The 21,293-nt window shown below is 47.4% G+C and carries 24 protein-coding genes; 8 read left to right on the forward strand and 16 right to left on the reverse strand.

Annotated elements, in window-relative coordinates; all coding sequences use genetic code 11:
- Positions 1-58: 58 nt before the first annotated feature.
- The 8 genes from rlmB to zapE all read right to left on the reverse strand — a co-directional run bounded on the left by rlmB (position 59) and on the right by zapE (position 7,981).
- Complete coding sequence (gene rlmB / locus DYH48_RS17980) at positions 59-799, reverse strand: 23S rRNA (guanosine(2251)-2'-O)-methyltransferase RlmB (RefSeq protein WP_006083047.1); 741 nt, start codon at positions 797-799, stop codon at positions 59-61.
- On the reverse strand, positions 800-3,223 hold the full coding sequence (rnr, locus tag DYH48_RS17985) for a ribonuclease R (protein WP_006083048.1): 2,424 nt from the start codon (positions 3,221-3,223) through the stop codon (positions 800-802).
- Between the two features lie 39 nt (positions 3,224-3,262).
- Entirely contained in the window at positions 3,263-3,919 is a 657-nt protein-coding gene (gene motX / locus DYH48_RS17990; RefSeq protein ID WP_011847814.1) for a flagellar protein MotX, read from the reverse strand.
- A 112-nt stretch (positions 3,920-4,031) separates the two neighbouring features.
- On the reverse strand, positions 4,032-5,327 hold the full coding sequence (locus DYH48_RS17995; protein WP_006083050.1) for an adenylosuccinate synthase: 1,296 nt from the start codon (positions 5,325-5,327) through the stop codon (positions 4,032-4,034).
- A gap of 72 nt (positions 5,328-5,399) precedes the next feature.
- Complete coding sequence (locus tag DYH48_RS18000; protein ID WP_006083051.1) at positions 5,400-5,588, reverse strand: DUF2065 domain-containing protein; 189 nt, start codon at positions 5,586-5,588, stop codon at positions 5,400-5,402.
- Between the two features lie 154 nt (positions 5,589-5,742).
- Positions 5,743-6,135, reverse strand: coding sequence for a 30S ribosomal protein S9 (gene rpsI / locus DYH48_RS18005; protein ID WP_006083052.1), 393 nt, complete (start codon positions 6,133-6,135; stop codon positions 5,743-5,745).
- Positions 6,136-6,149: 14 nt separating this feature from the next.
- Complete coding sequence (gene rplM / locus DYH48_RS18010; RefSeq protein ID WP_006083053.1) at positions 6,150-6,578, reverse strand: 50S ribosomal protein L13; 429 nt, start codon at positions 6,576-6,578, stop codon at positions 6,150-6,152.
- A gap of 290 nt (positions 6,579-6,868) precedes the next feature.
- Positions 6,869-7,981 (reverse strand): cell division protein ZapE, encoded by a 1,113-nt coding sequence (gene zapE / locus DYH48_RS18015; RefSeq protein WP_115335535.1) that lies wholly within the window; start codon positions 7,979-7,981, stop codon positions 6,869-6,871.
- A 413-nt stretch (positions 7,982-8,394) separates the two neighbouring features.
- Here zapE and degQ point away from each other — a divergent pair, with 413 nt between their 5' ends.
- Positions 8,395-9,747, forward strand: coding sequence for a Do family serine endopeptidase DegQ (gene degQ / locus DYH48_RS18020; protein ID WP_011847817.1), 1,353 nt, complete (start codon positions 8,395-8,397; stop codon positions 9,745-9,747).
- A 116-nt stretch (positions 9,748-9,863) separates the two neighbouring features.
- Positions 9,864-10,946, forward strand: coding sequence for an outer membrane-stress sensor serine endopeptidase DegS (degS, locus tag DYH48_RS18025; RefSeq protein WP_006083056.1), 1,083 nt, complete (start codon positions 9,864-9,866; stop codon positions 10,944-10,946).
- Positions 10,947-11,048: 102 nt separating this feature from the next.
- Here degS and murA read toward each other — a convergent pair whose 3' ends face one another.
- The 8 genes from murA to DYH48_RS23755 form a co-directional block, all read right to left on the reverse strand.
- The gene (gene murA / locus DYH48_RS18030; protein WP_006083057.1) at positions 11,049-12,308 is read right to left on the reverse strand and encodes a UDP-N-acetylglucosamine 1-carboxyvinyltransferase; all 1,260 of its coding nucleotides are present in this window, start codon (positions 12,306-12,308) and stop codon (positions 11,049-11,051) included.
- A gap of 9 nt (positions 12,309-12,317) precedes the next feature.
- Entirely contained in the window at positions 12,318-12,575 is a 258-nt protein-coding gene (locus DYH48_RS18035; protein ID WP_006086065.1) for a BolA family protein, read from the reverse strand.
- A 19-nt stretch (positions 12,576-12,594) separates the two neighbouring features.
- A complete protein-coding gene (locus DYH48_RS18040) occupies positions 12,595-12,879 on the reverse strand; it encodes an STAS domain-containing protein (RefSeq protein WP_006083059.1) in 285 nt (94 codons plus the stop codon).
- Entirely contained in the window at positions 12,876-13,538 is a 663-nt protein-coding gene (locus DYH48_RS18045; protein ID WP_011847818.1) for an MlaC/ttg2D family ABC transporter substrate-binding protein, read from the reverse strand. Before DYH48_RS18045 ends, DYH48_RS18040 begins: the two co-directional genes overlap by 4 nt.
- A gap of 11 nt (positions 13,539-13,549) precedes the next feature.
- Complete coding sequence (gene mlaD, locus DYH48_RS18050) at positions 13,550-14,023, reverse strand: outer membrane lipid asymmetry maintenance protein MlaD (protein WP_006083061.1); 474 nt, start codon at positions 14,021-14,023, stop codon at positions 13,550-13,552.
- A 56-nt stretch (positions 14,024-14,079) separates the two neighbouring features.
- Positions 14,080-14,865 (reverse strand): lipid asymmetry maintenance ABC transporter permease subunit MlaE, encoded by a 786-nt coding sequence (gene mlaE, locus DYH48_RS18055; protein ID WP_006083062.1) that lies wholly within the window; start codon positions 14,863-14,865, stop codon positions 14,080-14,082.
- Positions 14,862-15,680: a phospholipid ABC transporter ATP-binding protein MlaF gene (mlaF, locus tag DYH48_RS18060; protein ID WP_063882287.1), complete on the reverse strand. Its 819-nt coding sequence runs from the start codon at positions 15,678-15,680 to the stop codon at positions 14,862-14,864. The genes mlaE and mlaF overlap by 4 nt, the downstream gene beginning before the upstream one ends.
- Positions 15,681-15,886: 206 nt before the next feature.
- Entirely contained in the window at positions 15,887-16,045 is a 159-nt protein-coding gene (locus DYH48_RS23755) for a hypothetical protein (protein ID WP_157600313.1), read from the reverse strand.
- Between the two features lie 279 nt (positions 16,046-16,324).
- Here DYH48_RS23755 and DYH48_RS18065 point away from each other — a divergent pair, with 279 nt between their 5' ends.
- The 6 genes from DYH48_RS18065 (at position 16,325) to DYH48_RS18090 (ending at position 21,265) form a co-directional block, all read left to right on the forward strand.
- On the forward strand, positions 16,325-17,302 hold the full coding sequence (locus DYH48_RS18065) for a KpsF/GutQ family sugar-phosphate isomerase (RefSeq protein ID WP_006086070.1): 978 nt from the start codon (positions 16,325-16,327) through the stop codon (positions 17,300-17,302).
- Positions 17,302-17,853: a 3-deoxy-manno-octulosonate-8-phosphatase KdsC gene (gene kdsC / locus DYH48_RS18070; RefSeq protein ID WP_006083065.1), complete on the forward strand. Its 552-nt coding sequence runs from the start codon at positions 17,302-17,304 to the stop codon at positions 17,851-17,853. Before DYH48_RS18065 ends, kdsC begins: the two co-directional genes overlap by 1 nt.
- Positions 17,850-18,410, forward strand: coding sequence for an LPS export ABC transporter periplasmic protein LptC (gene lptC / locus DYH48_RS18075; RefSeq protein WP_006083066.1), 561 nt, complete (start codon positions 17,850-17,852; stop codon positions 18,408-18,410). The genes kdsC and lptC overlap by 4 nt, the downstream gene beginning before the upstream one ends.
- On the forward strand, positions 18,397-18,951 hold the full coding sequence (gene lptA, locus DYH48_RS18080) for a lipopolysaccharide transport periplasmic protein LptA (RefSeq protein WP_006086072.1): 555 nt from the start codon (positions 18,397-18,399) through the stop codon (positions 18,949-18,951). The genes lptC and lptA overlap by 14 nt, the downstream gene beginning before the upstream one ends.
- Complete coding sequence (gene lptB, locus DYH48_RS18085; RefSeq protein WP_006086073.1) at positions 18,948-19,679, forward strand: LPS export ABC transporter ATP-binding protein; 732 nt, start codon at positions 18,948-18,950, stop codon at positions 19,677-19,679. Before lptA ends, lptB begins: the two co-directional genes overlap by 4 nt.
- A 107-nt stretch (positions 19,680-19,786) precedes the next feature.
- Positions 19,787-21,265 carry an RNA polymerase factor sigma-54 gene (locus DYH48_RS18090; protein ID WP_115335536.1) on the forward strand — a complete coding sequence of 493 codons (1,479 nt, stop codon included), beginning with the start codon at positions 19,787-19,789 and terminating at the stop codon, positions 21,263-21,265.
- Positions 21,266-21,293 lie beyond the last annotated feature (28 nt).

Raw genomic sequence — 21,293 nt, forward strand, 5'->3', positions numbered from 1 at the left:
CAACAAGTCGTTACTGCAAGCCTGACCGCATGTGCGATATCAGGCAAGCATGAGCGTACTAGCTGCGGCGCTGACGCACAGCTTCAAATAAGCAAATACCGGTCGCAACCGATACGTTCAAGCTAGACACACTACCGGCCATAGGGATAGAGATCAGTGAATCGCAAGACTCACGGCTTAAACGGCGTAAACCTTTATCTTCCGCCCCCATGGCAATCGCCAGTGGCCCTTTAAGATCGGCTTGATAAAGCTCGCAATCTGCCTCGCCCGCCGTACCCACAATCCATACACCTTTATCCTGCAGGTGACGCATAGTGCGCGCAAGATTAGTCACTTGGAATAAAGGCACTGTTTCCGCCGCGCCACATGCCACTTTACTCACTGTCGCAGTTAAGCCGACTGAGTTGTCTTTAGGCACGATAATACCTTGCACGCCTGCCGCATCGGCATTACGTAGGCAAGCGCCTAAGTTATGGGGATCCGTCACGCCATCCAAAATCAGCAGAAATGGTTGCTCAGTGTTAGCAAGCAGCACATCTAGATCTTGCTCATTCAACACTTTCGCCGCTTTAACGCGCGCGACTATACCTTGATGCTGGCTACTTTCCGCTTTGTCATCCAAGGCTTTACGAGAAGCGACTTGAATCGTAGTGCCAAAGGCTTTGGCCTGATTGGCAAGCACAGTTAAGCGCTCATCGTCACGGCCTTGTAACAGCCATAACTCGATAATGCGCTCAGGGCTGTGTTTTAACAGGGCTTCAACTGCGTGGATCCCAAAAATAATATCTTGTTTTTTCATTTATTTCTTTCTCGTGCTCCGCTTAGCGGCTTTTGGCTTTTTAGCCGGATCTTTTACTGCTGTCTTTTTCGCTTTAGTGCCCGCTTTAGCCTTAGGTTTGGCTTTGCCAGCTTCAGCCTTAGTGCTAGGGGTTGCGGTTTTACCCGCTTTGCCTTGCTTAGCACCTTCGCGATTAACACGCTCACGGGCAGTCATCGGCTTATCACGGCTGGCAGAGGCTTTACGCTTGCCACCTTTGCCGTCATCGCCCAGCATGACTAAATCAATCTGTCTGTCATCTAAGTTAACAGCAGCGACCTTAACCGTCACAGGATCGCCCACTTGATAGACTTGGCCTGTATGCTCACCGATAAGGCGTTGACGCATAGGATCGAATTGGTAGTAATCGCTACCTAGGCTTGAGATATGCACTAAGCCATCGATAAACAGCTCATTTAAGCGCACGAACAAACCAAAGCTCGTCACTGAGGCAATCACAGCTTCGAAGGTATCGCCGACGTGATCTTGCATAAACTCGCACTTGAGCCAATCGCTAACATCACGAGTCGCTTCATCGGCACGACGCTCTGTAGTCGAACACTCTTCGCCCAATTGGTCGAGTTCATCGAGTTGATAGTGGTAGCCACCATCCTGCGTCCACTTCTCTGTGGCTTCGCCTCTTTCTTTCGCCAGTAAATAACGGATCACACGATGTAAGACTAAATCCGGATAACGGCGAATGGGCGAGGTAAAATGCGCATATTCTTCTAAGGCTAGACCGAAGTGACCTTCATTATCTGGGGTGTAAATTGCCTGACGCATAGAACGCAGTAACATCACTTGGATAAGTTCAGCATCGGGACGGTCGGCAATTTGCAGCATCACGTTCTGGTAATCTGACGGCGTTGGCTCAAGTCCGCCAGGCATAGTCAAACCACGCTCAGCAAGGAACTCTTTAAAGTTCGCCAACTTTTGCTCAGATGGCGCTTCATGCACTCGGTACAGCACGTCGCCTTTGTGTTTCTTCACAAATTTAGCTGCAGAAACGTTGGCTAAAATCATGCATTCTTCAATGATTTTATGGGCTTGATTACGGCCACGCGGCACGATTTTATCAATCTTGCGCTGCTCATTGAAAATGAACTGCGTTTCCATGGTTTCAAACGCAATCGCACCACGCTCGGCTCTTTGCTCATCTAGCGCTAAATACAATGACTGTAAACACTGCAGATGCGGGAACAAGGCTTCATGCTCAGGCGCAATCGGGCCGCCTTCTAACATCTCCGCCACTTGGGTATAAGTGAAACGGGCATGGGAATACATCACCGCCGGATAAAACTTATAACCCGACAACTTGCCTTTGGCAGACACTGTCATCTCGGCGACCATACATAAACGGTCGACGTGAGGATTAAGCGAACATAGGCCGTTGGAGATTTTCTCCGGCAGCATAGGGATCACTTGCGATGGGAAATACACTGAGTTACCACGGGCACGCGCTTCAGTATCTAAGGCTGAATCGGTGCGAACATAATAACTAACATCAGCAATCGCAACCCATAAACGCCAGCCGCCACCGGCTTTTTTCTCCGCATACACGGCATCGTCAAAATCGCGGGCGTCTTCGCCGTCGATAGTCACTAATGGCAGATGACGTAAATCTACACGGCCGACTTTATCGGCGTCGGTCACTTCATCGGGAATTCGGCGCAGTTTCTTCTCGATCACAGGTGACCAAGTATGGGGTAAGTCGTAGTTACGCAGGGCGATTTCGATTTCCATCCCCGGCGCCATTTGCTTACCAAGCACTTCAGTCACTTTACCCGCAGCCTTAACAAAACGACCTGGGCGACGCGTTAATTCAACCACAACCACATCGCCTTGACGGGCGCCGTTGCGATCTTCATTCGCGACTAAGATTTCTTGGGTAATACGCTTATCATCGGCAATGACAAATGCCATACCGCTATCAACATGATAACGGCCAACAATCGCGGCACTGCGCGGCTGGATCAAACGCACCAAACGCGCTTCGCGGCGACCACGACGATCTGTGCCCGCTTTTTGCGCCAGCACTTTATCACCGTGGAAATACATCAGCATATCGCGGTTCGAAATAAATAAGTCATCACCGCCTTCATCGGGTTTGAAAAAGCCGAAGCCTTCTCTGTGTCCGAGTACAGTGCCGGGGATAAGATCCATTTTCTCGGGCAAGCCATAGCTCTGCCCACGGGTGAACACGAGTTCGCCATCGCGTTCCATCGCACGTAGGCGACGGCGCAGGGCCTCAAGTTGTTCTTCCTCTTGGATGTTTAACGCCGCGGCAATACTGTCACGAGTGATAGGTGATTTCTGAGAACGTAAGTAATCGATAATATACTCACGGCTTGGGATAGGGTTTTCGTACTTATCCTGTTCACGCTCAAAATGAGGGTCTTTGATCATTCAATATCCAAATAATGTGTCTCTAGATTAAGAGACCACTTAACGGGTTCGCAACTGTTCTTGCTGGGCCCGCGCCACTGCACTGGGGGGCATTTTAGCTGCTAACACCTGCAGTAAAGACAAGGCTTTTTTCTTTGTCGCCTCGTCCGCAAATACATCGTTATATAACCAGTGATAGGCCATCTCGTAATCCCTAGGACTACCATAACCTTCACCGAATAAACGCACTAACATCATACGAGCGGGTAAATCACCACTTGCAGCCGCAGGCAGTAAATAATGCACTGCTCTGTCTTTATTGCGGATGACAAATTTCCCACTCTGATAATACTCGGCAAGCTTTAACATCGCTTCTGAGCTACCTTGTTCGGCCGAGTCACGTAACAAAGCAATACCCTTCACAGGGTTTGCCTTTACACAGGTTCCATAATTGAGCATTTCGCCCCACAGGAATTGATATAAAGGCTGTTTTAAGACTTGGGCTCGCGCCTCAATGTCTTGGACTAACTGGCAATCATCACGCTTCACTTTCGCTAAATATTGATCGCTTCGGATCAAATCAAGCAATTGATCTTGGCTATAAATATCCACCGCCTGCGTTTCAGCAAAGCACATTGAAGATACTAAGGGCAGTAGCGCAACTAGTGCTGTACGTAGCATAACGACTCTCAATGACAATAGGGTGAATACTTGCATCGGCAGTATAACCTATTTCTTGAGCTTGAGCTGAATTTCTAACCGCAGAATTAAACAGAGAAAGGCATAAAGAAGCAGAGAAAAAGGCCGTGAAACACGGCCTTAACAGGTCTTAATTGAACGGATTAACCAAAATCATGGTTTCGTTACGGTCAGGACCAGTAGAGATAATGTCGATTGGTGTTTCTAATAGCTCTTCAAGACGCTTGATATAATTGATCGCTGCCGGTGGCAGTTGCTCAATGGATGTCGCGCCAAAAGTCGACTCGCTCCAACCTGGCATAGTTTCATAAACAGGCGTAACCAGTTCATAACCTTCAGCCGCAAGCGGGGTCACTTTAGAGATAGTGCCATCAGGATTCTGATAACCCACACAAATCTTCACTTCTTTCAGACCATCAAGTACATCTAACTTAGTCAAGCAGAAGCCACTCACACTGTTGATTTGAACTGCGCGGCGCATTGCCACAGCATCCAACCAACCTGGACGACGCTTACGACCCGTTGTCGCACCAAACTCATGACCTTTAGTACCTAAATGATCACCAACTTCACATAACAGTTCAGTTGGGAATGGACCTGCACCCACCCGAGTGGTGTAGGCCTTCATGATACCTAAGACATAGTCTAAGTGACGTGGACCAAAACCGCTACCCGTCGCAACACCACCGGCAGTGGTATTTGAAGAGGTTACAAAAGGATAAGTTCCGTGGTCGATGTCGAGTAATGTACCTTGAGCGCCTTCGAACAGGATTGGCTCACCGGCTTTACGCGCAGTATCCAACAGTTCAGTCACGTCAACACACATGCTCTTCAGATAATCGGCCATAGCCAAAGCATCTGCTAGCGTTTGCTCGTAATCAACAGCTTCGACTTGATAGTACTCTGTCAGCATAAAGTTATGGTATTTCATAACTTCTTTCAGCTTTTCAGCAAACAGTTCAGCATTGAACAAGTCGCCTACTCGCAGACCGCGACGGGAGATCTTGTCTTCATACGCAGGTCCGATACCGCGGCCAGTTGTACCAATAGCTTTATTGCCACGTGCTTTTTCACGGGCGATATCTAAGGCGCAATGGAATGGTAGGATCAGCGGACACGCTTCAGAGATCAACAGACGTTCCTCAACAGGAACACCACGATCTTTCAGCATGTTGATCTCTTTCATCAGGGCGTCAGGTGCAAGCACCACACCGTTGCCAATAATGCATTTCACATTATCGCGCAGGATACCCGATGGGATCAGATGAAGAACGGTTTTATCACCATCGATAACCAAGGTATGACCAGCATTGTGGCCGCCTTGATAGCGAACTACATATTTTGCCTGTTCTGTTAGAAGGTCGACAATCTTACCTTTTCCTTCGTCACCCCATTGGGTGCCGAGAACAACTACGTTTTTGCCCATTATTTGCTGCAAGGTTGCGGTTAAAAAAGAATTTTAACAGATCTTAGTAAGCAAGGGCAAGCAGGCTGTTTTTTACGCAAAAATCACCAAGATCACCACTCCTGCCGTGACTAACGCGCCACCAAGTCGCTGGATAACCTGCTGATTTTGATGGGAGAGTTCATTTAAATAACGACGCCACTTGTTCGGAAAGAGTAAGGGGCCGACTCCCTCTAAAAGTAACACAAGTGCTACTGCCAGCATAAAAACTTGAAAAGTCATGCGCACCTCAAACTCAGTCGTTCAATACAAATTGATTGTATATCAGCACACCCCAACAACAGAGTCTCTTATTTAAATGAATTCGCCAGTACCGTAAATTTTAGCCAATAAAAAACCCAGCATAGGCTGGGTTTTTTGATATTCCAAAAACGAATTAACGCTTAGAGAATTGTGGCTTACGACGTGCTTTACGTAGACCCACTTTCTTACGCTCAACTTTACGAGCGTCACGGGTAACGAAACCAGCAGAACGTAGTGATGGACGCAGTGCTTCATCTAATTGCATCAGAGCACGGGTAATACCGTGACGGATTGCGCCTGCTTGGCCAGTGATACCACCGCCTTTAACAGTTACATAGATGTCCAGCTTGTCAGTCATTTCAACTAACTCTAAAGGTTGACGAACAACCATACGAGCAGTTTCACGACCAAAATACTGATCCAAAGGACGTTGATTTACAACGATGTTGCCACTACCTGCTTTAGCGAAAACGCGAGCTGTAGAGGTTTTGCGACGGCCAGTGCCGTAGTACTGAGTTGCAGCCATTTGCTTAATCCCGTTTAGATATCAAGAACTTGAGGTTGTTGTGCAGTGTGGTTATGTTCTGCGCCAGCGTAAACTTTCAGTTTACGGAACATGGCACGGCCCAGAGGACCTTTTGGTAACATACCCTTAACTGCTTTCTCGATGATCATTTCTGGCTTTTGCGCTTGCAGCTTTTCAAAGCTGATTTGCTTAATGCCACCAGGGAAGCCTGAATGCGAGTAGTACGTTTTGCCTTTCGCTTTGTTACCAGTAACAGTCACTTTTTCAGCATTAACAACGATGATGTAATCACCGGTATCAACGTGTGGAGTGTATTCTGGCTTATGCTTACCGCGTAAACGGGTAGCAATTTCAGTAGCGATACGACCTAAAGTTTTGCCGTCTGCATCAACGACGAACCAGTCACGAGTTACGGTTTCTGGTGTAGCAGTAAAAGTCTTCATTATTACAAAAACCCAAAGTTAATTTTCTGTCTCACATGCTGTCTGCATTTGCAAACAACACAAAATTGCCTTTTAGCACCCCTTCGAGCACTGACTTCGGCTTACAACTTCCGCCCAATTGGCGGAGTAACGTGGGCAGGTGGCGGAGTATAGACAAAGCTGAGTTAAAAATCACCTGATATTTTGATAAAAATTATAAAATATCGACCAATCTGGCTTGTCATCCGAAGGATTAACAAGCCAGTGGTGATTTAACACGGGAGTTAAAGCGAAACTCTTGCGCCGCAGGGTTAAGGCAGGTGCTCTGTTTTCAAATAATCGTGTGATTGCATCTCAATAAGACGCGAGCGACAACGTCTAAATTCGAAGTTAAGCAAGCCATCGGCGTAGATATCTTCGAGTGGCACTTGGGCCGATACGATAAGCTTTACATTGCGCTCGTAAAACTCATCGACCATAGCTAAAAATCGTCTGGCGATATCATCACCGGTCAGAAATGCACCCATTTGCTCAATGCCGCTGACCAGTACAGTATGATAAATCCGCGCCAATTCCATGTAGTCACGCTGACTTCGCGGACCATCACAGAGCGCTCTAAAATCGGCCAACAATACGCCCTGCGCCTGCTGACGAATACTGATACTACGACCTTCGATTTCGATGTCGGCGGTAAGCACCTCTGACTCAGGCGCTAACTGGCTAAAATAACGCATAAGATTGGCATCGGCTTGTGCGTCTAACGGATGATGATAAATCTCCGCTTGCTCAAGGGTGCGTAGTCGATAATCGATGCCAGAATCCACATTGAGTACTTCACAATGTTGATTAATTAAGGCTATCGCGGGTAAGAAACGTGCCCGCTGTAAGCCATTTTTATATAAGTCGTCGGGGATGATGTTAGACGTAGCGACTAGCACAACGCCTTCTTTAAATAGCGCTTGAAACAGCGTACCTAACAACATGGCATCGGTAATATCGGAGACAAAGAATTCATCGAAACAGATAACGCGATATTTCGCGGCCATCTTTTTCGCAATCACCAGCAAGGGATCGCGCACGCCTTTCAGCTCATCTAAATCTAAATGTAACTGATGCATGAAACGATGGAAGTGAGCCCGCAGCTTTTGATCGCCAGGCAAGGCATCAAAAAAAGTATCCATCAGATAGGTTTTACCGCGCCCCACACCGCCCCAAAGATACAGGCCTTTAGGTGAAGCAGGCGCCGATTTTAAGCCTAATGCACTAAACAATTTCCCTACGATAGAACTCGGCTCTTCCGCCGCCGTTAAGTCTTCATAGACACGTTGTAATGCTTTGACCGCAATTTCTTGGGCCGGATCATGGGAGAAACCGTCACGGGTAAGATCTTTTTGATAATGCTGCCAAGGGCTTAACTGAGGCACTTTTAAATTCTCTTATGTCCTTTATTAAAACTGCGATGATATTAGCACGGCCAATGTGACGCAGGATATATTAATGCTGAATACGACTTTTGCCTCAACGCTAAACAGCATACAAACGGCGAATAAACCTCTATGCTGTAGGTCATTTTAATCGGCAAAACTTGCTGATATCAGGGCTTGAAAAATGAGTATCTTGCCCACAGTTTCCCACTCAGTAACGAGTATGAAACAGCCGATAAAATAGGCTCAAAAAAATTAACATTTGTTAATATGATGAACTTTTTCAATTAGGTGCGTGTCCGAATGGTTACCTAGGCAAATAGCCGGTACCGATACAGATTTGATCTGGCACTCGCACAATAGCTGATGCATTACATCCAGATCGTTCAACCCTTATTTGGAGTTATGAATAGATGAAAACAAAATTATCTGTACTTTCAGCCGCAATGTTAGCCGCGACCCTGACTATGATGCCTGTCGTCTCACAGGCCGCCATTCCACAGACGGTTGAGGGACAATCCATTCCAAGTCTTGCGCCCATGCTTGAGCGTACGACACCTGCTGTTGTGTCCGTAGCCGTTACGGGGACTCATGTTTCAAAACAAAGAGTGCCTGATGTTTTCCGTTACTTCTTTGGCCCCAATGCGCCACAGGAGCAAGTGCAGGAACGTCCTTTTAGAGGCTTAGGCTCAGGCGTTATTATTGATGCCGAAAAGGGCTATATCGTTACCAATAACCACGTGATTGATGGTGCTGATGATATTCAAGTTGGTCTACATGACGGTCGTGAAGTAAAGGCCAAACTCATTGGTACTGACTCAGAATCGGATATTGCATTGCTGCAAATTGAGGCAAAAAATCTTGTCGCAATCAAGTCATCAAACTCTGACGACTTACGTGTTGGTGACTTTGCCGTTGCCATTGGTAACCCCTTCGGTTTAGGGCAAACCGTGACTTCAGGTATTGTCAGTGCTTTAGGCCGTAGCGGTTTAGGCATAGAAATGCTGGAAAACTTTATTCAAACCGATGCCGCGATTAACAGTGGTAACTCGGGTGGTGCACTCGTTAACTTAAACGGGGAATTGATTGGGATTAACACCGCAATCGTAGCGCCGGGGGGTGGTAACGTTGGTATCGGCTTTGCGATCCCAGCCAATATGGTGAAAAACTTGGTCGCGCAAATTGCCGAACACGGTGAAGTACGCCGCGGAGTACTGGGGATTTCGGGACGCGATCTTGATAGCCAACTCGCCCAAGGCTTTGGTTTAGACACCCAGCACGGCGGCTTCGTGAATGAAGTAGCCAAAGACAGTGCCGCCGAAAAAGCCGGTATTAAAGCGGGTGATATCATTATCAGCGTCGATGGCCGTGGTATTAAGTCCTTCCAAGAACTGCGAGCCAAAGTCGCCACTATGGGTGCGGGTGCTAAGGTTGAGTTAGGACTCATCCGTGACGGAGATAAGAAAACCGTTAAGGTGACCTTAGGTGAAGCAAGCCAAACCAGTGAATCTGCGGCTGGCGCCGTGCATCCTATGTTGCAAGGTGCATCCTTAGAAAACACATCTAAGGGCATTGAAATTACCGATGTCGCCCAAGGTTCACCTGCGGCAATGAGTGGCTTACAAAAAGGAGATGTGATTGTCGGTATTAACCGTACTGCAATTAAAGATCTTAAGGCACTTAAAGCACAGCTAAAAGATCAAGAAGGTGCGGTGGCACTGAAGATCATGCGTGATAAGAGCATGTTGTATTTAGTCCTACGTTAATCGACTAATATAGGCCATTTTTTCTACCACACATAAGCATAGGGAGCTTAGGTTCCCTATGCTTACATAGATTAAACATGTTAATCTAACTCACCTTTTTCAAGATCCATCCTGCCATGACGATAAAAGACACACTATTATATCTCGGTAAAGCCACCCTTTTCGGTCTTATCATGGCGGCCATGTTTTTATTGGTAACCCGTTATTTCGATAACCAATCCCTCGGTAATAGCCTGCTACAAACCCGAGCCAACAACACAGTCGAGCTCTCCTTTGCCAAGGCGGTCCGCCGCGCAGCCCCTGCCGTTGTAAACATTTATAGTCTCAGCATAGATCAGAACCGCCCTCTTAACTCGGGCTCGCTACAGGGCCTAGGTTCTGGGGTGATAATGAGCAAAGAAGGCTATATTCTTACGAATTATCATGTCATTAAAAAGGCCGACGAGATTGTTGTCGCCCTGCAAGATGGACGCAAATTTACCTCTGAAGTGGTAGGTTTTGATCCTGAAACCGATTTATCGGTACTCAAGATTGAAGGCGATAATTTACCGATTGTCCCCGTTAACCTCGACAGTCCGCCTCAAGTTGGTGATGTCGTACTCGCCATTGGTAATCCCTACAATTTAGGCCAAACCATTACCCAAGGCATCATAAGTGCCACGGGTCGTAACGGCTTAAGTTCTGGATACTTAGACTTTTTGCAAACCGATGCGGCGATTAATGCCGGTAACTCTGGCGGCGCCCTCATTGACACTAACGGCAGCCTTATCGGTATTAATACCGCAGCATTCCAAGTGGGTGAAGAAGGCGGCGGCCATGGGATTAACTTCGCTATCCCGATTAAATTGGCCCACAGCATTATGGGTAAGTTGATTAAGAATGGCCGCGTGATCCGTGGTGCCTTAGGGATTTCTGGCGAGCCAATTAACCCTGTGGTGGCGCAGATCCTTAATCTACCCGACCTAAAAGGTGTGCTCGTTACAGGTGTCGATCCTAATGGCCCTGCGGCGCGAGCCCTCTTAATGCCAAGGGATGTGATTATTAAATACGATGGTGAAGATGTGCCAGGTGTTGAAATGCTGATGGACCGCATCGCTGAAACCACACCGGGTAAGAAAGTGATGATGACTGTGATACGCCAAGGTAAACAACAGGAGTTACCTGTGATTATCGATGAGAAGGTTGTGGTCGATAACTAGAACGATGCCCGTCATTGCGAACGCAGATAATAAAAAACCAGCTTTTAAGCTGGTTTTTTATTGGGTCGAGATTTAATCCCTCTGTCTTAACTCAATAACTCGTTACTGAGTACGCACAACCTGCGCGCCTAAACCTTGGAACTTATTCTCAATATGCTCGTAACCACGGTCTAAGTGATAGATACGATCGACAATCGTCTTGCCATCGGCCACTAAACCCGCAATCACTAGACTCGCTGATGCGCGTAAATCCGTCGCCATCACCTGCGCACCACTTAAGGATTCAATCCCTTGGATGATGCAGGTATTACCTTCAAGCTCCATGGTTGCGCCCATACGAATAAGCTCTGGCACGTGCATAAAGCGGTTTTCGAAGATGGTCTCGGTAATGGTTGCCGTACCTTGCGCTAAGGCATTAAGCACACAGAACTGCGCCTGCATATCCGTTGGAAAACCGGGATAAGGTGCCGTCTTGATATTGACCGCCTTTGGACGCTTACCTTGCATATCGAGTTCAATCCAATCTTCGCCGGTCGTAATCTTAGCGCCCGCATCTTCAAGCTTAGCGATAACTGACTCAAGTGATGCAGGATCGGCTTTTAGGCAACGAATACGGCCACGGGTTACCGCAGCAGCAACCAAGAATGAACCGGTTTCGATACGGTCTGGCATCACGCGGTAATTACACCCCTGTAAACGCTCAACCCCTTGAATACGCAAGGTTGCACTGCCTACGCCGGTGATTTTTGCGCCCATGGCAATTAAGCAATTCGCCAAATCGATCACTTCAGGTTCGCGCGCCGCGTTTTCAATAACGGTTTCGCCATCGGCTAACGCCGCAGCCATCAGTAAGTTTTCAGTTGCGCCGACACTCACCATGTCCATGAAAATGTGTGCGCCCTTAAGACGACCATCAACACGGGCTTTAATATAGCCTTCTTTCACTTCAATCTTGGCCCCCATCATTTCGAGGCCATGTAAGTGTAAGTTCACCGGTCTTGCGCCAATGGCGCAGCCGCCTGGCAATGACACGTCTGCGGTACCATAACGCGCCAATAACGGCCCTAAGATCAAGATAGACGCGCGCATGGTTTTCACGAGATCGTAGGGAGCGCAAAACTCATTCAGATTAGTGGTTGAAATGCGGATCTGTCCGTCGCCAAGCTCAGTCACTTCAGCACCGAGGCAGCGTAATAATTTACAGCTAGTAGTCACATCGCGAAGATTCGGCACGTTAGAAACCACAAAATCGGTTTCGGCCAATACGCCTGCCATCAGAATAGGCAGAGCCGCATTTTTAGCACCTGAAATGATCACATCACCGGCAAGCGGGGGGCTTGCCTGAATTGTTAGTTTATCCACTTTTCCTCACTAGCTAGGCATGTTGAAAACTTTTTCGCGTTTCCATTGAGTCGGCGTGAAAGTTTTGATCGTTAATGCATGTAATTCACCGCTGGCAATGTGTGCCGTCAACGGTGCATAAATGGCTTGTTGCTGTTTGACTCGGCTCATACCATCGAAGCATTCGCCTACGGCGATCACTTTATAATGGCTACCATCCGAGCTAGCGTGAACTTCTTCAAGCCCTAACGCATCACGTAAAATCTGTTCGATTAAGCTGCATTCCATGAAATCTATTACCCTATTCTCAATGCGCTTCTTCGGTAAAGAAGGCATGTAAATCATATAAATCGATGAGTTTTTTAAGTTGTGGCGAGGCAGAACTCAATTCAAGTTGGCTGCCATGTTCACGCACTAACGCCAGCAAAAATGCCATGCCAGCGCTATCACTGTATTCAAGCCCAGATAAAGACAATATCTGAGTAGACTCGCCCAGCAGTTGTTGCCGCCGTGGCCAAAGTGTAATGACATCGGCTTGGGTTATGCGCCCTTTGAGATGACAAACTGTGCCTTGTTGCACAAATTCAATCACGACTGCGACTTCCCTGATTTAGCCTTGATGGTCACTTTTTCTTTGGTGCGATCTTCGAGCATCTTAATCACAGGATCGATACCCTGCTGGCGAATCAGATTCGAGATTTCAGACTGCTTAGAAGACAATAAGCTCACACCTTCGGCGACTAAGTCGAATGCCTTCCATGAGTCATCTTTCAAACGGCGTGCCTTAAACAGCAGTTTGATTGGCGGACGGCCGGCTTCGATGATCTGCACGTTCACATCCACCATTTTCTCTTTGCTGAAATCAACCCCAGGTGAAAATTCCACTTTTTGATTGGTATATTCAGTAAAAGCTTGGGCATAAGTCGACACTAAATAACCTTCAAAGGCATCGACGAAACGATTACGCTGATCTTCGGTTGAATCCTTAAGATACTGGCCTAAGACTTTGTAAGATGCGTATTTATAATCGACATAAGGCATTAGTTCTTCACGAACGATCACCTTTAAATGATCTGAGTCAGCATCGATTAACGCTTTATCTTTATGAAAACGATCAAAGGTTTTATTGGCAACGGCTTTCACCATGGCATACGGATCATTAGTGTCGACCACCACATCGGCGGCAACAGCGCTCGTTGTCCCTAAAACCATCACTAACGGCAGTAAAAAACGAGATAAGTTTTTAAACATAGCGGTAACCCCTATTTATCCTTCGAACCCATACTATATAAGAACTGACCAATCAGTTCCTCCAACACTAATGCCGAGCGCGTGTCATCAATCTTGTCGCCATCTTTGAGCATACTGACATCATCGTCGACAAAACCCGGTGTTAACCCTAAGAATTGCTCGCCCAATAAACCCGAAGTCAAAATAGCTAAACTACTGGTTTCTGGGAATTTATCGTAACGCTTATCCATCACTAAGGTGACCACAGCCACTAACTTAACGGGATCTAAATCAATGCCACTGACGCGGCCAACCACAACACCGCCAACCTTAACGGGCGAACGTACCTTCAAGCCACCAATATTGGTGAAATTGGCTTTTATGGTATAAGTGCTATCGCTGCTTTTAACTTCAATATTGGCGACGTTAAAGACTAAGACCAAAAAAGCGGCCAATCCCGTTAAAAGAAACACACCCACTAATAATTCAATTTTTCGTGTCAACATGTTCGGCTACCACTCTGTTAATCCATCTTACCTGTGTCGAAATCCGCAGTGTTCCGTTAGCGGCCAAACATCAGGGCTGTCAGTAAAAAATCTAATGCCAATACAGCAAGGCTCGACTGAACCACAGTCTGAGTCGTTGCACGGCTGATGCCTTCCGGATTTGGGATCACTTGATAACCGCGATATAACGCAATCCAAGTCACCACTACGGCAAACACACCACTCTTGATCAAGCAGTTAACTATGTCCTGACGCCATTCGACCGACGCCTGCAGAATCGACCAAAACGCCCCGCTGTCGATTCCCTTCCATTCCACGCCGACTATGTGACCACCGTAAATACCCACAGCGGTAAACATTAACGCCAGCAATGGCATACTGATCACCCCAGCCCAAAAGCGCGGTGCAATAATCTGCCTTAATGGGTCGATAGCCATCATCTCTAAACTCGATAGCTGCTCAGTACTTTTCATTAAACCAATTTCAGCGGTTAAGGCTGAACCCGCACGTCCCGCAAACAAAAGTGCGGTAACCACTGGCCCTAACTCACGCAGTAAACTGAGCGCCACCATAGGGCCTAAGCTTTCTTCGGTGCCAAAACCAACTAAGATGTTGTAGCCTTGCAGCGCCAACACCATGCCGATAAAAAGCCCTGAGACTAAAATAATCACCATAGATTGCACGCCGACCACATAAATCTGGCGTACTAATAATGGAAAGCCTTTGCGCACGCGTGGCCAGCGAAAAATCGCGCCCCACAGCATAAGGCCTGCACGGCCAAAACCGAGCACTAGCTCAATCGCGCTGCGGCCTAAGTCGGCAATACTGTCGATTAACTTCACTTGCCAACTCCTTTTGCCATTAATTCTTGCTGGTAATCATTTGCCGGATAATGGAACGGCACGGGGCCGTCCGGAGCACCTTGAATAAACTGTTTTAGCTGTGGATTATCAGCGTACTTTAATTCTTCAGGGGTACCGTGGGCGATGACTTTTTTGTCAGCCACCACATATACATAATCGGCAATACCGAGGACTTCATCTACATCGTGGGACACTACAATTGAAGTCAGATTCAGCGCATCGGATAACTCACGGATCAGCTTCACTAACACGCCCATAGAGATAGGATCTTGGCCGGCAAAAGGTTCATCGTACATCACCATTTCAGGCTCAAGCGCGATGGCTCTGGCCAATGCCGCGCGGCGCTGCATACCACCGGATAATTCACTTGGCATCATCTGGGCGGCACCACGTAAACCTACGGCTTCAAGCTTCATCAGCACGATAGTGCGAATAATGTCTTCTGGCAGACCTGAATGTTCGCGCAGCGCAAAGGCCACGTTATCGAACACATTAATGTCGGTAAACAGCGCGCCGCTTTGAAACAGCATGCTCATCCGCTTACGCAGACTAAATAATTCATTGCGACTCACGCCATGGATATCGTGGCCATCAAATAGCACTTGTCCGTGGTCAGGCGTTAACTGGCCGCCGATCAACTTTAACAGGGTCGTTTTGCCTATGCCGCTCGGCCCCATGATCGCCGTCACCTTGCCCCTTGGAATGGACAGGCTAATATCTTCATATATCACACGCTGACCGCGGCTAAACCCCAAATTACGGATCTCAACCAACGGCGTTTGTTCTTGAGTCATGCTTGATTCCGACATTTGCAAAAGAGGTGATCCTAGTCTTCCTAGACTGACCAATCGAAGAGCCGCAAATTGTACGTAATTGCGCTTTAACCTACAACCGAATCGACACTATCGCCCTGCGATACTTTCAATTTGCCTCATTTACAGCGAAAATGCGCCCTAAGTTTTCACTCTGCACAGGTAAAATGTTACTTAATGTTTTCAACCTAGTTGCAGAATTGGCGATATTGGCTAATTCGTTCGCACTTAGCTCGCTCTTCGTCCACTTTTAGGTGCGATGAGTCGATATACGAGTGTGAAATAGAGGCATCCCGTGCGGTAATACCCGCCGCGATACGGGATAAATCCATTGAAATAAACGACAAAGACGATGATATTGCTCAAGACCTTCGACCGCTAAACAGGTTATTGTGCATGAATAGCTGCCGCAGCTGAACTTGACGAGTCGGATCAATCGCTCTAGCCTGCCGCAATTGTTTTGTTGCTTTAGGGAATTCACCACAACAAGACATAAGCTAAATCGTCTGAAAACAAACTAAAACTTGGCAGAAAGCCTATTACATATCATCTTTATCGCGTACCAAATTGTGCTATTCCAATCCCATCAATGGGGCGACAAAGACAATGCAAAAAGAGAGATAGACATGGTAGACAAATCACAACTGCGCCAATGGGGCTGTAAAGTTATCGACATTGAAAAGTCAGCCCTAGACAATCTTTATCAATATGTTGATTCGGCCGAATTTGCAGAAGCTTGCGAGTTGATCCTTAACTGCACAGGCAAAGTGATTGTCATGGGAATGGGCAAGTCGGGCCATATCGGCAATAAGATTTCTGCCACCCTCGCCAGCACAGGAACGCCCGCATTTTTTGTGCATCCGGGTGAGGCCAGCCACGGCGATCTCGGTGTATTAGCCGATAACGATGTGATTTTAGCGATTTCAAATTCCGGTGAGTCGAGCGAAATACTCACCTTAATGCCCGTCATCCAACGTATGGGCGTGCCCGTTATCGCGGTAACAGGTAAACCCGAATCGAACATGGCGCGCTTATCTAAAGTACATTTATGTATTGAAGTACCCGAAGAGGCTTGCCCACTGGGACTCGCGCCAACGTCAAGTACTACCGCGACCTTAGTAATGGGCGATGCGATTGCCATTGCGCTACTACAAGCGAAAGGCTTTACCCGTGATGACTTTGCTATGTCCCATCCTGGCGGCGCTTTAGGGCGTAAGTTATTGTTAAAAGTCTGCGATGTCATGCATAGCGGTGATGACTTACCGCTCGTTAACCACGATATTTGCATCACAGAAGCCCTGTACGAAATCTCCAAAAAAGGCTTAGGCATGACGGCGATTATCGATGATCAGCGCAAGCTGGTTGGTATCTTCACCGATGGTGATTTACGCCGCGTTATCGATGCCGAAGTGAATCTACGCACTACGCCCATCGCCGATGTGATGACCCGTAACTGCGTGACCATCACAGACGGTGTGTTGGCCGCCCAAGCGCTGCAAGTGATGGACTCAAAAAACATCAACGGATTAATTGTTATCGATAAAGACCGCCATCCAATCGGCGCTCTTAACATGCTAGACATGGTTAAAGCAGGAGTCATTTAATGCCACAGCAAGGATTTTACGGCCCAATCAGTGATGATGTGTGGCAACGCGCGCAAAAGATTAAACTGTTGATCTGTGACGTCGACGGGGTGTTTTCAGATGGTCGTATTTACCTAAGCAATAGCGGCGAAGAGCTAAAAGCCTTCCACACTCGCGACGGCTATGGCGTGCGCTCGATACTCACCAGCGGCTTTAATCTTGCCGTTATCACTGGACGTCAATCCAAAATCGTTGAAAACCGTATGACGGCGCTTGGCGTAACCCATATTTACCAAGGCGTAGACAATAAGTTCGAGCCCTATGAAGCATTGCTCGCACTCTATGGTGTTACCCCAGAAGAAGTGGCGTATATCGGTGATGATATTGTCGATCTGCCAGTGATGAATGTCGTCGGTTTAGCAGTCAGCGTAGCCGATGGTCATCCCTATGTTCGTCAGCACGCCCACTTTGTGACTACGCTCAATGGCGGCCACGGTGCCTTGCGTGAACTCACAGATCTATTGCTACTCAGTCAAAATAAATTCACTTCGGCCCATGGAATGAGTATATGAGTCGTGTGACACTCGCGATTATCGCTTTTTTTGGAACTGCATTAGTGCTTTATTGGCAAGTGCAGAACAAACACAGCGGTGATACCGATAACAGAGTAAAAGATCAAAATACCCCAGATTTCATCGTTGAAGATCTGCGCAGTGTTGAGTTCAATGAACAAGGGCTAGTCAATAGCCGTGTGACGGCGAAACACATGGAACATTATGATTCAACGAATCAAACTTACTTTACTCAACCTGTTTATCTTGTTTATCCAGACCAAGGTAAAGCACAATGGCAACTCAGAGCAGATCAGGGCAAGCTAAACAAGGAAACGGGCAAGGTTGTATTAGAAAACAATGTTATTATTGATGCCATTAGCCCAGAAGAACCGATCCAGACCTTGTCCACCAGTTATCTGGAACTCGATCTCAATACGATGATAATGACCTCTGACCGCACCATTTACGTCACAGGGAAAGATTTTAATATTCAAGGCCAAGGCCTTTATGCCGACCTCAACGCGCAAGAAGTGCAATTGACCAGTCAGGTAGTAGGAACATATGAAGCAAAATAACGTATTACTTGCCAGCCTAATGCTAATAATGAGCATGAGCGCCTTTGCTAAAGTTGACGACCTGAAACAGGAAGTCAAAATCAAGGCTGTGAGCCAAACGGCAGATATCAAGAACAACCAGATCATCTTCTTTGGTCCGGTTGAAGTCACCCAAGGTTCGATTAAAATCCATGCAGATCAACTGCGTGCATTTTCTGCCGAAGGTGAAAATAGCAAAATTTTAGTGGCCACTGGCAACCCTGCGACGTACAGCCAAGTATTAGACGATGGCCGTCCAGCCTCGGCGAGCGCGAAAGAAATTCGTTACGATATGGCGAGCCGCACCCTGACACTTAAAGGCAAAGCCTCGTTAGATCAAGCGGGCAGCCAAGTGACGGGTAATTTGATCCGCTACAACATCATCCAGCAAAAATTGATTGCTGAGAGCACCGGCAGTGGTGACGATCGCGTGATAACGATTATTCAGCCAGAAAGCTATCAAGATGATGCCAAACCAGACGCGCCAGCAGATAAACCTGTGAAAAAGCAGGACTCTAAATGACCCAAATCACCCTAAGAGCACAAAATCTGGCGAAGAGTTACAAGAGTCGCCAAGTGGTTAAAGACGTTAGTCTGACGGTAAAAACCGGTCAAGTCGTTGGCCTACTCGGCCCGAACGGCGCGGGTAAAACCACAACCTTTTACATGGTCGTTGGTCTGGTTAAAAGCGATAAAGGCCATATCTTTATCGACGATGATGATTTAACCGCAGATCCTATGCACCTGCGTGCCCGCAAAGGCATAGGTTACTTGCCGCAGGAAGCCAGTATCTTCCGTAAACTGACCGTCCATGACAACATCATGGCCGTGCTGCAAACGCGTAAAGAACTGAAAAAAGAGCAAAGGGAAGAAGAGCTAGAACATCTGCTTGAAGAGTTCCACATCACCCATATCCGTGACAGCCAAGGCATGTCATTGTCGGGCGGTGAACGTCGCCGTGTCGAAATTGCGCGGGCGTTAGCAGCAAATCCTAAGTTCATTTTGCTCGATGAACCCTTTGCTGGTGTCGATCCGATTTCGGTTATCGACATTAAAAAGATTATCGAACAGCTCAAAAGTCGTGGCCTTGGCGTGTTGATCACAGACCACAATGTCCGTGAGACATTAGATGTGTGTGAACATGCCTATATCGTGAGTCACGGAAACTTGATTGCCGAAGGAACACCCGCAGAGATCTTAGACAATCAGCAAGTTAGGGCTGTGTACTTAGGTGAACAATTCAGGCTATAGTTAATCAAGCGGAGCCAATGCAGGCAATTTATGCCAACATTGGACTCCACTCAAGATGATAACAAGCGACCTCATCCAACAATAATAACGTAGGGATCAGCGGTAACATGAAAGCGTCACTCCAGCTCAAACTGGGTCAACAGTTAACCATGACGCCACAATTACAACAGGCCATACGTCTGTTGCAACTGTCGTCATTAGAACTGCAGCAAGAGATCCAGCAAGCCTTAGATTCTAATCCCCTTCTCGAGCTGGAAGAGGATCAATTCGACGCCACTAAAGACCCTGTAAACCAAACGCTATCCGATACGGATTTCAGTGAATCTAGCACCCTGCCGCCAGAAAAAGACAGCTCCACCATAGACACGGCAGAGTCGCTCACGAAAGAGTCCATGCCCGACGAACTCCCCATGGACACCACATGGGATGAAGTGTTCACCGCCTCACCCAATTCTGGCCCCGGCGGCAGTCGTGAAGACGATATGCCCTTCCAAGGTGAGACCAGTGAAGGCTTGTATGAACACTTAGAATGGCAAAAAAACCTCACGCCGTTTTCTGAAACCGATTTAGCCATTGCCACCGCCATTATTGATGCCATCGACGATCAAGGCTATCTCACCCAAAGCACTGACGAAATCCTCGAAGCCATGGGCAATTCGGAGGTCGAGCTCGACGAAGTCGAAGCCGTACTCAAGCGCATTCAACATTTTGATCCCATTGGTGTTGCCGCCCGCGATTTAAGCGAGTGCCTGTTGATCCAACTGTCGCATTTCGCCGCTGACACGCCCAACCTAGAAAACGCCCGCATGCTGATCAAAGATCATTTAGATCTGATCGCCACCCGCGATTTTAGATTGTTGATGCGTAAGACTAAATTAAAAGAGGATGAGTTAAGAGACGGCATCGCGCTTATCCAAACCCTCAATCCCCGCCCAGGTTTATTGATTACGCCCAACGATGACGAATACGTCATCCCAGATGTGTCAGTGTCGAAGAAAAATGGCCGCTGGGTGGTTGAGCTGAATCCTGACTGCATGCCAAAAATCAATGTAAACCAACATTATGCCTCGATGGCGCGCAGCACTAAAAGCCAAGCCGATAGCCAATTTATTCGTGGTCATCTGCAAGAGGCTAAATGGTTTATCAAGAGTTTAGAGAGCCGTAATGATACCCTGTTGAAGGTGGCGAACTGTATCGTCCAATATCAGCAAGGTTTCTTTGAATACGGTGAAGAAGCCATGAAACCTATGGTGCTTAACGATATTGCCGAAGCGGTAGAAATGCATGAGTCGACCATCTCACGAGTGACGACACAGAAATACATGCATACCCCTAAGGGACTTTTTGAACTAAAATACTTCTTCTCTAGCCACGTCGGTACTGACGATGGTGGGGAGTGCTCATCCACAGCAATCAGAGCCTTCATTAAGAAACTGGTTGCAGCGGAAAACCAGAAAAAACCATTGAGCGACAGTAAGATGGCGCAACTTCTGGCAGAACAAGGGATCAACGTAGCCCGCAGAACCATTGCGAAGTACCGAGAGGCTATGCTCATTCCGCCTTCTAATCAGCGTAAAAGTTTATAACCTACAGTGGATATCGGAGGACGTTTCT

Origin of the sequence: Shewanella baltica (assembly GCF_900456975.1) — a bacterium.
Classification (GTDB): Bacteria; Pseudomonadota; Gammaproteobacteria; order Enterobacterales; family Shewanellaceae; genus Shewanella; species Shewanella baltica.